Below are 17521 nucleotides of genomic sequence, written 5' to 3'. Positions count from 1 at the left end.
TTGAAAAAATGAATTTTAAAACACAAACAAAACTTGGCTATCTGCTATTATTAATACTGTGCAGTAACTTTGGTTGTCAGTCAATAAAAGATCAACCAGAAAATACGTCGGCCTTTCCGTTTATTCTTCCTAAAGAAAAACCAACGGATAGAATGTTAAGCCGATCGATGGAAAGAAACTATTCGTATTCCGCTCCACGACCAGAACACAACGAGTTGTATTCTCAATTTAAATACACCGAACTAAAGGGTTTCGATTATAACGATCATGACGGTACAATTTCGAGAAGAGATCCGTCGAAAATCATTTTTGAGAATGGTCAGTATTATGTATGGTATACTAAACGACATACACCTACTTCTCCAAAAGGAGCTAAAAACTGTAACGATACCATCCCATCGAGCGATTGGGATTTATCCGATATTTGGTACGCTACGAGTAAAGATGGCTTTACTTGGAAAGAACAAGGTGTAGCTGTTCCTCGTCCTCCAAAACCAAATGTGGGTTGGAGATCGGTCACTACCACAGATATTTTAAAGTGGAAAGGGAAGTTCTATTTGTATTATCAAGGATTTATGGAGGCAAGTGGTAAGCGTGGTGACGATTGCCCGGTAGCCGTTTCTTACGCCGATTCTCCTGACGGTCCTTGGACACCAGCAAATAAGATTGTGATCCCGAATGGTAAAGAAGGAGAATGGGATCAATATTCTATTCACGATCCATATCCATTAGTATACAAAGGCAAGATCTATCTGTATTATAAATCGGACTTTGATGGCGACCCTAATTTAGTTAGAATGCAAGGTTTAGCTGTCGCTGATGATCCACTTGGTCCATTCGAAAAGCATCCGTTGAACCCGATCATTACTTCTGGACACGAAACCACTTTATTCCCATTTAAAGACGGTATTGCAGCTTTAGTGATTAAGGATGGCAATGAGCATTTCACTATTCAGTATGCTGAAGATGGGGTAAATTTTGAGATTGCTTCTATTAGTTCTTTAATGCCAACAGCGGCTGGCCCGTATATTCCCGATGCATTTGATAGTAATGGCAACGGTAGAGGAATCACTTGGGGTATTTCCCATTTTGTAAATGCAACTACTTGGTCGCATAACCACTCTATCCTTACTCGTTTTGATTGCGATTTAAGCTTGGATGTGGATGATCCTGATATGAAGAAAACCTTTGAGTATTGGAAACCTGAAACATATTATAAGCAAGGGTTGACGAAGAAACAGAAGGAGAGAATTTTGAAGGAGAATCAGAAGGTGAAAGTAAGTAAATAAAAAAGTAATCATAAAGAAAAAACCACTTGTATTTATAAATACAAGTGGTTTTTCTTTATTTCAATTGGCTGATCTCTTCAACCGTTAAACCTGTGTAAATAGAGATTTTTTCTGGAGGTAAGCCATCACTCAACATTGATTTTGCAGTTTCTATAGCCTTTCTTCTTTCCCCTTCAAGAACACCTTCTTTTCTACCTTCCTCTCTTCCTTTAGCTTCTGCAGTGTCCAAAGTATTTAAATAATCTCTAAAGATTTTTAAATCCTCTTCATATCTCATTTGTTCTTCCTTTGCCAATGCTGTGTATTCGGTAATTTCAAAAACTCTTTTAAAAATATACTCTTGATAGAATTTTGGTGCTTCAGTAAAACTTTCTAATCTATTTAGAATGTAAATCCATTTATCAAAATGATTAGAAAGTTCTTGTTCAGATTTTTTAAATTTCGGTAGTTCCAAATAGATAAATTTCAACTTATCATAGAATACCTCATTTCTTTGATTTTTTAATTCAACCACATGATGAAAATCTGCTGATTGATCAAAAGTAAAATCCATTAAACTTACCACATAAACTGCTTTCAGTTCATATTTCCAACCTTTTCCTTCTGGTTGACCCTTTGTGGCCTGTTCTTGAATCGGAAAAGTTGAATAGTAAACAGTCCTATCTTTAAAAAAGGTTTGATGAGCTCGTTGCAATTCAACAATAAACTTTTCTCCTTTTTCATTTTCACAATACAAATCAAAAATGGCTTTTCTATCCGTTTCGTGACTAGAAAGCTTTTCAGATGATTTATATGTTAAATCATATATTTTATCCTCATCAGGAAGAATGGTATTCAAAAAATCAATTAGGATATCTTTATTCTCCTCTTCGCCAAAGATTTTCTTAAATCCAAAATCCGTAAATGGGTTGATATATTTTGAAGTTGCCATTTTGATTTTATTTGTTTTTACAAAAATAACAACAATTTCGACAAAGAAATATCTTTTTGATATAACAACAGAAACTGTTTGTTATTCCACCTCCTTCGGCTTCAAATCTTTCACAATCAAAATCACATCTGCTTCTCCTTTCCATGGACGCTCATACCAGAAATCAAAAGGTTTGGTATTGTAAGGTTCTTCATCAGAAAATTCTCCTGTGAGCGTATTGAACCACTGTTGTTTTGCTTCTGAAGCATCAAACTTCTTTACCACATTGGCAACACCTATCCACTGACATTCTTTTGGTGTATACATCATCACTACTCCATCTTTTTTATTAGTGAGGTTGTAGCCGCTAGAATTAAACCATGATAAAGGTTCGAAGTTCTCAAAGTTGAATTTATCGAAAAGGTTGGCCATATGAGTGAAGTATTCAAAATGAGGCTTTTCAAAATCATCTCCTTGTTGGAACGGATTATGAATAACCACATTCCATGAAGCCGATTGCCAATAATACGTGGTATACCCACCTGCAAAAATACATTCGTAATTTCTTCTTAGACAAGCTTCTGCATTGGTATAAGCTCCAGGAAAAACTTGGAAAGGGGCTTCTTCGTAACCGCCATGTTCAATATTAAAAATTGGTTTCTTCTTAAACTCATTTTTCGCATCCATCATACGTTGATATAAAGCTCTTTCCCAATTTTGCATTGAGATAAAATCGACTTCATCGGGATGTCTTTTACAGAAACCATAATCGTGAACAGATATCATACGATCGTAGGCATCCAAAGCTTTTGCTCTTTGGATTCTTTCTGAGATATACTCATTCGTAGCCCTACCATATAATAATGCTTCCTTAGATACATCCCACACAATGTTTGGAAATGCTTGATACCTTTTGATGACATAATCATAGTATCGATTATCCTCTTCAGTATTCATATCGGGCCAATTGACTCTTTTGTTCCAAACATAGATCATTAAATGACTCACTATTTCATGATCGTGCATTTCTGAAATCACTTGGTCTAAATGTTGGAAGAAATCGACATTTAAAGTGCTAAAATCAGGTGCTGAATTCGATCCTAAAAACGGGTAAATATCTTCTCTACTTCCATATTCAAACTGTGGGTAATCCTTTAATTTGGGATCCTTTGGCCAAGAAACATCATAAGAATAGACATTCATTACGATCTGATTGAACTTATACTCATTCAATACCTTCAACAAGTGTTTTGTCTTCGACAATTCTTCTTTTCCATAGTCTAAAGCAAATAACCAATCACATTCAAAAGCCAAGTTGAAATAGTGTTTCCCATCTTCGTAAAAGAAATGCTGAGGAGATTCTTCATTCAATACAATGCTTCCATGACGGTCGTCTTTCTTGTTTTCTGTAACGATAATTTCGCCTTTTCTTCCATCAAATAGTCGTTCTGATGAAGTGATTTTATAGATATTTCTTCCAACATCACTACTCGAAAAACGGAACACCCACTCTCCATTTCCATTGTAAAATAATGGTACCTTTTTTACTTCTGACTGATCGTTGGTGACTTCTGCATATACCTCTACATCAAAAGGTTTATCCAGTTTCTTTTTTGCCTTAAAGACCAAGTCATTTACCTCCCATTGTGAGGTAGTTATTTTCTTTAATTCATTTTTTGATTTCCATACTTTGATCTGCCCATAACTCAGTGGCATGATCAAAAAGGTAAGGAGAGTAAGGATTAATGATCTCATACTTAGTTTAGCTAATTTTTAAAAAATTTCTTTGTAATTATCCCTTCTTCAGATTGTAGTTTCAATAGATATAAACCCTGAGGAAGATCGATCACATTTATGATTTGTTGTCCATCCAATTTACCACTTTGTAGAGTAATACCTGTTGTATTTTTTATCCAAAAAGCAGTGAATTTTGTCCCTAATGTGTAATTTATACCTTTTGGGATATAGATCCAGGACTCAAGTCCTGGGCTAGTGATAATTATGCCTTTCAAGACTGAAGTCTTGAGAGGCTTGGACGTGTAATTTCCTGCGTCAAAATTCGTAAAGACTTTAGTCTTTACGAATCTAATTATCACCAGCCCCAGACTTGAGTCTGGGGCTATCGGTATCGGCTATTCAAGTCGAGGTCGGGAGACCTCTAACGTTCTTGGGTCCGAGTGCCGCTATCGCTTAACACTCGAACCAGAAAAGTTATTAATTGACTTTCTTCTTAAAGGATTTTTTATCCGATATCACTTGCAAGATCATAGAACTAATGTGTCCTCCACCGTCGGAGAAGGTAACGCTTACTTCGTTTTTCCCATTTTTGATCATCGAATGAGGTACTGGAATTTCTAACACTCCGAAAAATTTCTTTCTGTTGTGCTGATCGTATCCTCTGATAATATCATTTGGTAAAGTGACTTGTTGACCATTTACGATTACCGTAGGCTGTAAACTTTTTCCTTTGGCTCTACCAACACCCAACCTTAAAGTTGTACTTCCTTTTGTCCCCGCAGTAACTGATGCAAACTCGAAGGTATTTTTCTTATTGGGTTGAATAGGTTTTAAGTACTCTGAGGCATAATATTTTGCTCTGTATTCTTTCTGTGGTGTTTCAATTTTGTTGTTGAAATTGTATGTTAAAAGAATCGTTTCTCCATATTCGATATCAATTGATTCTGGAGCTGTCCTTAAGGTTTTATTCACCATTTTTGGCATCTTATTCACATACGTCTTGATACGTTTTACCAATACATTCTTGAAATCTTGATCGCCTACTACTGATAATGGAATGCTTTGTGTTTCTTCATTGAGGTTATTCAGAATTACATATAATTGCTTTCCATTAACGAAAGCTTGCGTCTGAATATCTACATTCTCAGAAGCAATATTTACACGTTTACCTTTGACTGATTTCCATAACTCAAAGAAGTACTTTCTTGAAGTTAGTTCCCATTCACCTTTATCGTTTTTAGTCCATAAACCCGCTTTTGCATATTTCTTTGTTGGATCTTGCTTACCCGTAGAGAAAGGAGTAGTAGTGACTATATTATCTCCTCTTTCCATAAACTGCATGGCTAAATGTATCTGAGATCTTACAGCTTGTGCATTTTCTATCGGATGATAATTGGAAGAACCATTGTTGGGTTTCCAGTTAGGTTGATCGTCTACTAAACGCCCATATTCAGTGATTGCGATAGGTTTTACCTCACCTAATTTGATATAACTATAAGCTTCTATCATATCCAAGATCGCCTCTGCATTTGAACCCGATCGACGACCTCCTGAGTTGTTCAATCCTTTTCCATCATACAAATGAACAGAAAGAATATCCATGTCGGCTCCAGTGATATCAATAAATTGTTTGAATCTCTGATTCCAAACATCGAAATTATTGTGCTCAAATTCCGGCCATGCCGAAGCATACCCTGCCACTTTCATATTCTTTAATTCTGGAACGGCATGAATGGCTTTTCCTATTACACTTAACGACTCCGAGATCTTTTGGATAGCTATTTCCGATTTTTCTACATTTCTTTTCCCAGGGTACAAATCGCTTGCATGCACCATAGGTTCGTTGTAGGGCTCATAAATTGCAGGCATCTCCTCCCAATCCTTTTTATAGGATTGAGCAATATAAGCAGCCACTTTTTTAGAGTAATCAGTAATATCTTCTTCAGAGTAATCTACCTTTCTATCATAAAATAGATCTGTGGCTCTACCTGTTACTACTGTATAAGGTTTCACCTCCCTAACTCCAGAATATTTATTCTTCACCTTTGGTATCTTCCCATTTTTAATCATGTTCATCGGGCTCCAAAACCTTCTAGAGCCTTGGTATTCCGGGTTGATGTTGTATTTCTTTTTAAAGGCCTCGAATTCGGCATCTTTCTTCTCTCCAAACCACACATGTGCTTGAAGGTATTTATCTCTATCTAAACGTGTTGTTTTATTTCCTAAGAAGCGTTGCGTATTGGGATCTACAGTTACCTTATTTTGTGCAAAAGTAGTCGTCGAGAAGAGTGCAAGTCCTACGATGGCAGCGCTTACACAATGTTTTAAGTTTAAATTCATTTCATTAGATTTTGAGAGTCCTAGCGCAAGAATTTAGCGTAGCGATTCTTGTGCTTTAAAAACGTCAGAGGTCTCCTGACCTCGTGTAAAAAATACACGGTAAACGAGGTAGGGAGACCTCTGACGTTTGTGGGTCCGAGTGACGCTGTCGCTTAACACTCGAACCAGATTATAGTTCTTTCTTTGATGAAGAAGAAAGTTTAGTTTCTACTTTTATAGTGGCCGATTTTAAGCGTTTACCTTTTGCTGTAATCGTGATTGTTCCTTCCACACCTTCGTTCGCCCTTGCAATTACTAAAGCCATTCCGTTGAAGAATTTTAGCTTTTTACTTTGAGGGACGATCGTTGTAATAGGATCACCATTTCCTGTTGCTTCGAACGTTCCTGTCCCTTGTACATCAAATGATAATTCTCCGTTGAAAGTCGCACAGAAGTTACCTTTTTCGTCTAAGGCTCTTGCTGTAACATACACTAAATCTTCACCATTATCAGCTGAAATCACTTGTCTATCTGCTTCTAAAGCAATTGATTTTGCTTTTGATGTCGTGTTGATCACTTCTTCTCCAATCACTTGACCATCTTTATAAGCCACTGCTTTCAACTCTCCTTCTTTGTAAGGAACATCCCAACGTAAACGGTAAGGTGATTCAAAATTGTTAGGGCCTTCATAGAAACGGAAGCTTACCGGAATGATGGCCTTATCGACACCTTTCACTTTTTTACCTAACGACTCTCCATTCAAATATAACTCTACTTCATCTGCATTGGTGTACACAAATACTGGAATGTTTTTACCTTCATGACCTTTCCAATTCCAATGAGGAAGTAAATGTACCATTGGTGTATCTGTCCACTCACTTTGGTAAAGGTAGAAACGGTCTTTAGGGAAACCACATAAATCTACTGCTCCAAAGTAAGACGATTTCGAAGGCCAATCGGCTTCCCAATAGCCATTTGTATCGTTGTCGCGACCACCGTACGGAGTTGGTTCACCATAATAATCAAAACCTGTCCACATAAACTCTCCCATAATCGATGGATTCTCTTTTTGGAATTTGAATTCCATATCTGGAGGATACGCCCAAACTGGACCTATAATATCATAACTCGTTACTTGCTTGTCTTCGTGTGTTTTGTATTTCTCCAAGAAAGTATCTTGATACACCCCTCTAGAACTTGTTACCGATTCTGTTTCCGAACCATAAATAATCCAATCCGGATGTTGTTCCACTAACTCTGAATATTTGGCTGGCTTGTAGTTGAAACCTACCACATCAATCTGATCCGCTAATTTATTTTTAATTGAACCACCGTAGTTATTGAAGCCTACCGTGTTTGGACGCGATGGATCTTCTTCATGACAAATTGTAGCTAATCTATTCGCTACTTTCCAACCGTCTTTCGATCCTTGTTCTAAAATCTCGTTACCAATACTCCATAAAATAATCGATGGGTGGTTACGATCTCGACGAATCATGTCTCTTAAATCACGCTCGTGCCATTCATCAAAATATTTATGATATCCGTTTTCTATCTTTCCAATTTTCCACTCGTCAAATGCTTCATCGATAACAATTAATCCCATTTCATCACACGCTTCCAACAACTCTCTACTTGGAGGATTATGTGAAGTACGGATAGCATTCACCCCCATATCTTTCATAATCTGTAACTGACGTTCCGTTGCTCTTTTATTCACAGCCGTTCCTAATGGGCCTAAATCATGATGCAAGCAAACTCCTTTGAACTTTGTTAGTTTTCCGTTCAAGAAAAATCCTTCTTTTGCTGTAAACTTGATATCTCTTACACCAAATCGAGTCGTGTAAGTATCCATCAATTCTCCTTCTTGGTTTTTGATTTCCGTCACCACATGATAAAGATTTGGCTCCTCTTGCGACCATAAAGCAGGTGATAGTAAATTGAAAGATTGTAAGGATTGAACAGTGGCTTCTTTTTCAGCGACCGTTTTTGTTTTCATCACTTTCACCACTTTACCCTCTGGCGATATCACTTTATTCATGATGGATACGATCTCGTCTGATTTTAGGTGATTTTGTACCTCAATGGATACTTCAACAGTCGCTACTCTTGATGTCACATTATTGGCTTTTACGAAAGATCCCCAATGTCCAACATGAATGGGGTTATTGACATTCAGCCAAACTTTACGATACATTCCTGCTCCAGGATACCATCTTGATGATAAATCCTCTGGACTTACTTTCACTGCGATAACGTTCTCGCTTTTCTCGTTTAAGTAAGGTGTTAAATCGTATTCAAAACCGATATATCCAAAAGGTCTTTTTCCTAAGTAATGTCCGTTAATCCATACCTCAGAATTATTCATTACCCCTTCGAATTCGATGGCAATTTGTTTTCCTTTTTGTGCTTCTGTTAAAGTAAAATGCTTGCGGTACCAACCTTCTCCATGGAAAGGAAGTCCACCACTTCTTGTACTATATTCTTTAGAGAATGGTCCTTCGATCGCCCAATCGTGTGGGATACGAACCGTTCTCCAATTGTCGTCATTTAGGGCTAGTTTTTCGCCTTCATTTACACTTCCTTTAAAAAACTTCCAGTTTTTATTGAAGTCCGTTTGTCCGTCTGACTGTGCCAAAAGCATTGGAACAGCCAACAGCCACATACATAATGTTAGTAATTGCCTTTTCATTTTTTACTTTATTGAGGTGGATTACATCCTTTTTGATATTTCGAAATTACCGCTATTTTCCCTAGGAAACTTCTTCAAAAATATCCGATTAAGATCTACCCCCTATCAAACCTAAATTTTCCCTCCTGTGATTATTCGTTGTTGAGTTTTTATCAGACAATTAATTTGAAAATCATATCATTTCCTATCAATTTTATATTTGATGAAAAATTGAAATGATGATTGAAAACTACTTTAAGAAATGATGAATTATACAACTTCAAACCTACTTATATTTTTTCTATTACTACTTCCTACATTTTCATTTGGACAAAAGAAACAAGCTCCGAATGTAATTTTGATACTGACCGACGATCAGGGAATCGGGGATTTGGGATGCCACGGAAACCCTTGGTTGAAGACACCGAATATTGATAAGTTTTATGAGCAATCGGTCCGTCTCACAGACTTTCATGTGAGTCCGCTTTGCACACCAACCAGAGCTGCAATTATGACGGGGCAATATCCAATTCGTAATGGTGCTTGGGCGACTTATAAAGGAAGAGATGCCTTATCAAAAGGACAGCTGACAATGGCCGATGTTTTTAAATCGGCAGGCTATTCGACTGCCCTTTTTGGAAAATGGCATTTGGGAGATAATTATCCGGTTCGACCATCAGATAGTGGTTTCGATAATGTAGTGCAACATTTGGCTGGTGGCATTGGGGAATTATCAGATTATTGGGGCAACAGTTATTTCGACGATGTGTATTATGTCAACAATCAACCCCAACAATTCCAAGGGTATTGTACCGACGTGTGGTTTTCCGAAGCCATGAAGTTCATCAATCAGCAAGAAAAAGAGCAACCTTTCTTTATTTATCTACCATTAAACGCTCCTCACGATCCACTCATTGTCGATGAAAAATATGCCGCTCCCTACAAGAAATTTGAGGGTTCAGAAATTATTGATGCGAACCTTTATGGTATGATTGCCAACATCGATGAGAACTTTGGGAAGTTTAGAAAATTCCTCAGAAAGAAAGGGCTCGATAAGAATACCATTTTGATTTATATGAGCGATAATGGTACTCGCTTTGGTTACTCAAGAGATGGAAAATTGGGGTACAATTACCACCTCAAAGGAATGAAAGGTGATAAATTTGAAGGAGGACATCGCGTACCGTTTTTTATTCAATGGATGGATGGTGGAATTGAAGGAGGAAAAGATATAAGCTCGCTTTCTGCACATGTCGATTTGATTCCCACTTTAGCTCATTTATGTGGAATTCCTCTCCCTAAAAATCAAGTATTTGATGGCATCGACTTGTCGGGAGTACTCACCAAGAATGAGGAAGCAAAAGATAGAAGTGTTTTTGTGCATCACCGACAAGATTGGCGTCCTCCTTTACAAGAAAAAGGGACTTGCGTTTTAAAGAACGAATGGCGACTAATTAACGGACATCAGTTATATAATATGAAATCGGATCCTCAACAGACGACGAATGTGGCCGACGAAAATAAAGAATTGGTGGAGGCTCTTTTGGAAGAAAATAAATCATTCTATCAACAAACAAAAACGTATCCTACTTTCTATGAATTGCCTTCATCAGTGATTGGTGCAACTCCTCAAAAAGAAGTAAAGCTTACCATCCAACATGCTATTGGTGAAGATAAAGGCATTTGGAAATGCGAACAGGTAGCTGATGGGATGAAGAACAAAAACAATACACACGCTCTTGAGATCCAAACCGATGGAGAGTATTTGATATCCTGCCGTCGTTGGCCTAAAGAATGTGCTGGACCAATGCACGGAATTCCTTCTAAAAACCCCAAAGATTTGTTTGACTATAAAACGATCCAACCGGAAAAGGTGAGGATAAAAATTGGAAATCAGATGTTGGAGAAAGAGGTCAATCCCGAAGTGGATGAGGTTGTGTTTAAAGTGACTTTGGAAAAAGGAAAGACATTGTTGGTGAATGATTTTGTGGAGGGTGATGAGGTGTATGGTGTTTACTATACATACATCACGTTCATAAGCGAAATATAATTACAAAAAAAATCAAGGGATTTCAATCCCTTGATTAGTATTAAGTCGCAGATCTCAATTCGATTTACAACATAAAATCATATACAATTTCACCTGAAATAATTTACTTAACGATGGGTTTCAACCCATCGCCTTGAGAAGAACTGTTGATTTCTTATATAAAAACCCTACTCCACCTCCTCAGCTTCCTCTGCTCTCTTCTCCTTCGCATACTGAGACGGCAACAAGCCAAACTCTTTCTTGAAGCAATTTCTAAAGTATTTCAGATCGTTAAACCCAACCTCGTAAGTTACATCACTCACGTTAAATCGACCAAGTTTAAGCAGCTGGGCGGCACGCTTTAAGCGAATGTTTCGAATAAACCCTTTGGCTGTTTGACCTGTTAAGGCTTTTAATTTCTGGTTCAACCTCAAAGTGGTGACTCCATATTCCATCGCCAATTTCTCTACTGTAAACTCAGAATCGGAGATATTGTCCTCAACGATTTTCACTAATCTGTTTAGGAATTTTTCGTCTAATGAAGTGAAGGTAATCTCACTTGGTTGGATATCAATATCTACTCTGAATCGGTTTTGCTGATTCTTTCTGTTTTCAATTAACGTCAGAATTCTTGCTAAAAGCACCTCCGAATTGAATGGCTTGGTCACATAAGCATCCACTCCGTATTCATAGCCTTTCAGTTTACTTTCTTCTGATTTTTTGGCAGTAAGTAAGATAATTGGCAAGTGACAAATATGATTGTCTTCTCGTATTCTTTGTGTCAATTCATACCCATCCATTTCTGGCATCATGATATCGGAAATGATTAAGTTAGGCATAATCTTCTTGGCCAAGTCTAAACCATTTTTACCATTATCTGCCAAGTAAACATCGTAGGTATCTTTTAGTAGATCCTTCATCATTTCTCTGATAGAGAAGTTATCGTCAATCACTAAAATTTTGGCTTTTGTAGAAGTTTCCATCATCTCATCGTCTTCTAGAATTGGCGTTTCCGCTTCTTTGGCCGACTCTTCGATGTGATCATGACTGTACATCATATCATCCAATGGGAAAGTTAAAGTGAAGATCGTTCCCTTGTTCACTTTACTGTCCACAGTGATTTCACCATGATGTAAATCGACTAAACTTTTGGTAAAGGCTAATCCAATACCGGTCCCTCTATGCTTGGCATTTTTTAATTTTTCTACTTGATAGAATCGATCGAACAAGAACTTGATTTGTTCTTTTGGAATGCCGATTCCTGTATCTTCTAAAGTGATTTTCACGAACTCATTCTCCTGAGTTACCGACATACTAATCTCTCCTTCGTTCGTAAATTTAAAAGCATTTGATAATAAATTGTAGAGGATCTTCTCCACTTTATCTGTATCCAACAAACCAAAAATCTTGTCATCAGATGCACGGTAATTTAGAGTGATGTTGGTTTGTTCTGCAAACTCTTTGAAAGAGAAATACACTTGTTCGGCAAACGTACTCCAATTACCACGAGTCAGGTGAAGAGACATTTTTCCTTGCTCCACTTTTCTGAAATCCAACAACTGATTTACCAAACGCATTAAATGCTGAATGTTTTTGTGGATCAATTGATACGACTTTTCTCTATCGTATTCCGATAAGCTTTTCCCTCTCTTTATCAATTGCTCTACCGGAGTATTGATCAATGTTAGAGGTGTTCTTAACTCATGAGAAATGTTGGTAAAGAACTGAAGTTTTAACTGACTCAAATCTTCCAATTTCTCATGTTCAAACTTCACCATTTCCAATTGGGATTTCTTTCTTGCATTAATCACAGTGTAAATCGAAAAGAAGTAAACTATTCCGATTACCACAATCACATAGAATAATTTGGCCCACCAAGTCAACCAAAGTGGTGGTAATATTTCGATAGATAATTCGATAGGTTTTGGATTCCAAATATGATCTCCATTCGACGCCTTTACCAATAATTTATAAGTCCCTGCCGATAAGTTGGTGTACTTTGCTTCCCTTTGCATGGCATCAGAAGTGATCCAATCCTTATCGTATCCCTCCAACTTATATAAGTATTTGTTCTTGTTAGGCGATGCATAGTGCAAATAAGCAAACCTTACCGCAAAACTATTTTGTGAAGAGTTTAAGACAATGTGATCCGTATAGCGTATCGACTTTTCTAAGATATTATTCGATTCAAATTCTTCATTGGTGTTCACCTCTTTATTCAACACTTTAAGATCAGTAAACACTAAATCGGCAATGGTTTTATCATCTACTATTTCATGAGGGTAGAAGACATTTATTCCGTTCACCCCGCCAAAAATGAGTTCTCCATTTCTACGTTTAATGGCGGTTAACTCTCCAAATTCGTTATCCTGAAGTCCGTCACTTACATCAAAGTTTTTCACTCTTCTATCATCCAAAGATATTTTACTCAAACCTTTGTTACTCGATACCCAAAGGTTACCATAATCGTCTTCCAAAATAGCTTTAATTACATTACTTGGTAATCCGTTTTGAGTAGATAGATGCTCAAATTTTAAATCATTGATACTGGATTGAGGAGTGATAATGTTTAAACCACCACCCATAGTACCAATCCAAATTTCTCCATTGGACGCTTCGAAAAGGGGTAAAATATAATTGTAGCTTAACGACTGATCATCATCTTTAAGTGATGAAAACAGTTTACATTGTGGATTTTCCAGATGTTTCTGAGATTTTGATATAAATAGCAAACCTTGGTTCGTACCCACCCAAACGTTTCCTTTTTTATCAACTAAGATATTTCTTACCACTTCGATCGGATCTTTGTAAGCTTCCTTTCGAGCAATCTTAATGCGTTGCCAATCTAAATTTCCATCCTCTTGAATAATCCCTCGAATTAAACCTCCTCCATAAGATCCTAACCAAATCACAGAATCACCTTCTGTTTCTGTAATAAATACTGAGTTGGTTAGAAAAGGTGGAGTTATAGAATTACCTCTTAGATTTTGTCCTATTTTATCTGCTTGATCAATAGATTTAGCTACTATCTTTAAAGGATAACCCACTCCTAATATCAAATTATTTCTAAACTCATTGATATCATAAACGGTATTCTGACTGCGTTTATCTACTTCTAAACTGATATGCTTGAAGCCATTTTCATAATCTTTATTATCAGCTGATAAATAGTTTAATCCGCCTCCTTCAGTTCCCACCCAAAGTCGGTTTAAAGTATCTTCATACACCGATCTCACTTTATTGTAGGATAAGCTTCCCTCTTCATCTTCTCTTTGGATATGTCTAAATTTCTTTAACCTCGGATTATATTTTTTGATACCACCACCTACAGTTCCAATCCAAATAATTCCTGTTTTATCTTCGTAAATCGTATGAACAATATTAGAATTTAGGTATTCATCTTTATTATAATGATCTAGTTGAATTAACTTCTCTGTAATCAAATCGTACTTCAATCGAAATAATCCACGCTTAGATCCTGCCCAAAAAATGCCATTGATATCTTTGATAATCACATCACACTTTAAATTCGACAGTCGTTTTAACGATGAGTTTCGTCCGTCTTTATCTACTTTAAGCTCATAGATACCATCAAAAAATGCGATGATGATGGAGTTTTCTCCTTCTGTCATGGCCATCACCCCTCTTCTTTTCTTCAAATAGATATTCCAATCTTTGAACGATCCGTAATCATCTTTTCCTGTCGGAGGCATATACTGTTGTAAGCCACTTCCATTCGCCACCAAAACTCTCCCTTGACTATCCACCAGAAGATCTCTGATAATATTGGCGTGTAAGCTTTCCTGATTGTGCTTATTGTGTCTGTATTTATTTACCTTAATTTTCTCCTGATTTAAATACTCCTTTTTCACACAGTTCAACCCTTTGGTATTCCCAAACCATAGGTTGCCTTGTTTGTCCAAAACCATACGGTACACGTTGTTTTTGGTAATTAGTTTTGGAGTTTCTGCTGTGTTTCCGAAGGTGGTAAATACTTCTGTTTTCAGGTTAAATCGACAAAGTCCAGCATCGGCTGTGCCTAACCATAGGTTGCCAAAATCGTCTTCTATAATTTTATTGATTAGGTTGGATGGAATATCGTGCGTATCCATTCGGTAATCTTTAAAAGTATACCCATCGAAGCTGCTTAAACCATCGTTGGTTCCCATCCATAACAAACCCTGACTATCCTGAAATAAACAGTTAATATCATTCTGAGATAAACCCTGACGAGTGGTATAATGCTGAAAAATAGCCCCACCATCGTTCGCCAATCCATTTATTGTGAAGAGTAAAGTTGATAGTAATAACCCTAAAGCTTTTGTATAGTAAAGTAATGCTTTCATATTTTTGGACGGTTTAAATCTTCTAGAATTACAGAATTTCAAATCAAGTATTTGATATTTACCATTTAAAAAAGTACACATTGTTGTGTGCTCTGTATATTTAAAAAATTAGTCAGATACTATTTCACATCATCGGCTTCAATTTAGGAAATGATGAGGTGAAATAAAACTAATCTAAAGGTTACCCTTTATCTTCAATCGATAATCGTGTGCCCCTTCTGCAAATTTGCTTCTAAACACTTTGGTACCATCGGCTTTCTTTCCCCATTGTACTTCCACACGGTTATCTCCCAATACGATATCAATCAGCTTCTTTTTCATGACTTTTGTAATCGATTGGTATTTCTTATTATAGGCAAGGTTATTCACCTCTTTGGGATCGTCTTTGATAGCATATAGACACATATCCAATTCTTTATCACTTGCATTTCTAGCCCATTCCATATTCTCTCCCCTTTTTTTATTGGGGCGAACCTTTAAGGAAAACATATACTCTTTTGTTCTAATAAATGCTCTTGGACCTGTTACAGCGTGACTTTCACCTATAACATAATCTCTTTTGGGAGCTTCCTCTGCGGCCACTTTTGCTAAGTTCAATCCATCTAAATAATGAAAAGAAGCATGCTCAAGATCTGCTCCTCCCGAAGCTAAAATCGTAGGTGCTACATCCACAAATTCAGTGAAGTCTTCCACTACTTTTCCTTTCGGAAATTTCTTCTTATCAGATGATACTACTATAATTGGATTATGCACGTCCACTTCCCAAGGCGAGAATTTTGATACCGATCCATGGTCATTCAATTTCCAACCATGATCTCCACAGACATACACAATCATCCATTCCTGATTTCTCTTTTCGCTATAATCAATAAAAGCATCGACCGACTGACCAATTAACTGATCGCCATAGGCACAGAATGCATAATAATATTGGATCATTTTTAATTTCTCTGCATCCGTAAAATGATCTGTATAGGCTTGTTTTACTTGTTGTTTCAATTGCTTTGGCATCTTCTCGAACTCGGATGATGCATCAAATTGAGGAATTTGATAATCGTATTTTTCGAAACGTTCGGCATATTCTTTTGGTGGAAGCACAGGCGTATGTGGGAAGTCAAAACCAATATGGCAGAACAGAGGTTTAGACTCATCGATCTTATCAAATGATTGGCTACCGATGGTATAATCACCCTCCAAGTTATTTAAGTAAGCTTCAAATATTTGAGCATAAAACCCATCTCTTGTATTCCCCGATTTTCTTGAACTCACCCCAGCCAAAATTCCAGGAGAGAAAGGCGTTTGTGGTCCTTTTTTCTCATTGTATTGTCTAAGAAGATCGTATTTCTTCATAGCAGCAGCACCCGATCCTTTATACTGAGGTCTGCTTTCTTCCAATTCTTTGGAGACGTACTCGAATTTTCCTTCTTCAGTAACAAAGAATTCTAAGTTTTTGATGGGAGTATCTAGCTTTTCTCCTTCCACTTCTTTGGCCCACATTTTCCCCCAATCGGTAAATCCTTCTTCGGCCAGTTTCTTAAAATCTATATCTGTTTGATAAATCTGATGCTTTACTGCTCTCCCATTTTTTAGGGTTCTAATTCTTACCCCCAATTTCCCAATATGTAAAGTCTGATACCCCAATTGCTCCATTTGTTCTGGAAGGGTGGGCTGAAAGTGTGCTGCTTTGTTGTTATAATATTCGAATTCGAAAATGCCTGAACGGAATGGATATCTACCCAAATGCATGGCCGTTCTTGAGGGTGCACAGGCGGGCGACTGACAATATGTATTGATAAAAGTTGTCCCCATCTCTGCCAATCGATCGACATTGGGAGATTCTACATACCCCAATTCGCTCATCTCTTTTCCTGTGGTCATTTTATTGAATGCTCTAATCGAATCGAAGCGTTGGTCGTCCGTGAGTACCCATAAAATGTTCGGTTTATTTTGAGCATTGACCCCATTGTAAATAGGGGACAAAACTGTTAGTAATAGTAGTAATACAATTTGATGTTTCATTTCAATTCCATTCGTTTACATCAAAGGTATTGGACGAAGGGGGGCGAATAGAAATTTTTATCTCAAACTAAGCGATTAATGTATATCCCTCTGTTTAATTGATACAAAACCCCCACTAGTTATTTTGAATTTATCCCTGTTTTGTATCAAATACGAAGGTTAAAATGGAGAAATTAAGTGATTATCCCCCTAAAAAAATCA

The 17521-nt window shown here is 37.1% G+C and carries 9 protein-coding genes; 2 read left to right on the top strand and 7 right to left on the bottom strand.

The window, feature by feature from the left end; genetic code table 11:
- Positions 1–8: 8 nt before the first annotated feature.
- Complete coding sequence (locus KMW28_RS22610) at positions 9–1289, top strand: glycoside hydrolase family 117 protein (RefSeq protein ID WP_169662111.1); 1281 nt, start codon at positions 9–11, stop codon at positions 1287–1289.
- 55 nt (positions 1290–1344) lie between these two features.
- Here KMW28_RS22610 and KMW28_RS22605 read toward each other — a convergent pair whose 3' ends face one another.
- The 5 genes from KMW28_RS22605 to KMW28_RS22585 form a co-directional block, all read right to left on the bottom strand.
- Entirely contained in the window at positions 1345–2220 is an 876-nt protein-coding gene (locus KMW28_RS22605; protein ID WP_169662112.1) for an Rpn family recombination-promoting nuclease/putative transposase, read from the bottom strand.
- An 81-nt stretch (positions 2221–2301) separates the two neighbouring features.
- The gene (locus tag KMW28_RS22600; protein WP_169662113.1) at positions 2302–3954 is read right to left on the bottom strand and encodes an apiosidase-like domain-containing protein; all 1653 of its coding nucleotides are present in this window, start codon (positions 3952–3954) and stop codon (positions 2302–2304) included.
- Between the two features lie 11 nt (positions 3955–3965).
- Entirely contained in the window at positions 3966–4211 is a 246-nt protein-coding gene (locus tag KMW28_RS22595; protein ID WP_169662114.1) for a T9SS type A sorting domain-containing protein, read from the bottom strand.
- Positions 4212–4413: 202 nt separating this feature from the next.
- Entirely contained in the window at positions 4414–6276 is a 1863-nt protein-coding gene (locus tag KMW28_RS22590; protein ID WP_169662115.1) for a hypothetical protein, read from the bottom strand.
- A 169-nt stretch (positions 6277–6445) separates the two neighbouring features.
- Positions 6446–8947: a glycoside hydrolase family 2 TIM barrel-domain containing protein gene (locus tag KMW28_RS22585; RefSeq protein ID WP_169662116.1), complete on the bottom strand. Its 2502-nt coding sequence runs from the start codon at positions 8945–8947 to the stop codon at positions 6446–6448.
- Between the two features lie 241 nt (positions 8948–9188).
- Here KMW28_RS22585 and KMW28_RS22580 point away from each other — a divergent pair, with 241 nt between their 5' ends.
- Entirely contained in the window at positions 9189–10976 is a 1788-nt protein-coding gene (locus KMW28_RS22580; RefSeq protein WP_240972490.1) for an arylsulfatase, read from the top strand.
- Positions 10977–11143: 167 nt separating this feature from the next.
- Here the strand turns inward: KMW28_RS22580 and KMW28_RS22575 are convergent, their stop codons facing one another.
- A complete protein-coding gene (locus KMW28_RS22575; RefSeq protein ID WP_169662117.1) occupies positions 11144–15301 on the bottom strand; it encodes a two-component regulator propeller domain-containing protein in 4158 nt (1385 codons plus the stop codon).
- Between the two features lie 174 nt (positions 15302–15475).
- Entirely contained in the window at positions 15476–17320 is a 1845-nt protein-coding gene (locus KMW28_RS22570; RefSeq protein WP_169662118.1) for a sulfatase-like hydrolase/transferase, read from the bottom strand.
- Positions 17321–17521 lie beyond the last annotated feature (201 nt).

Origin of the sequence: Flammeovirga yaeyamensis, from assembly GCF_018736045.1 — a bacterium.
In the GTDB taxonomy this organism is placed as follows: domain Bacteria; phylum Bacteroidota; class Bacteroidia; order Cytophagales; family Flammeovirgaceae; genus Flammeovirga; species Flammeovirga yaeyamensis.
Note: the sequence above shows the minus strand (reverse complement) of the source record. Positions and strands in the feature narration are given on the sequence as shown.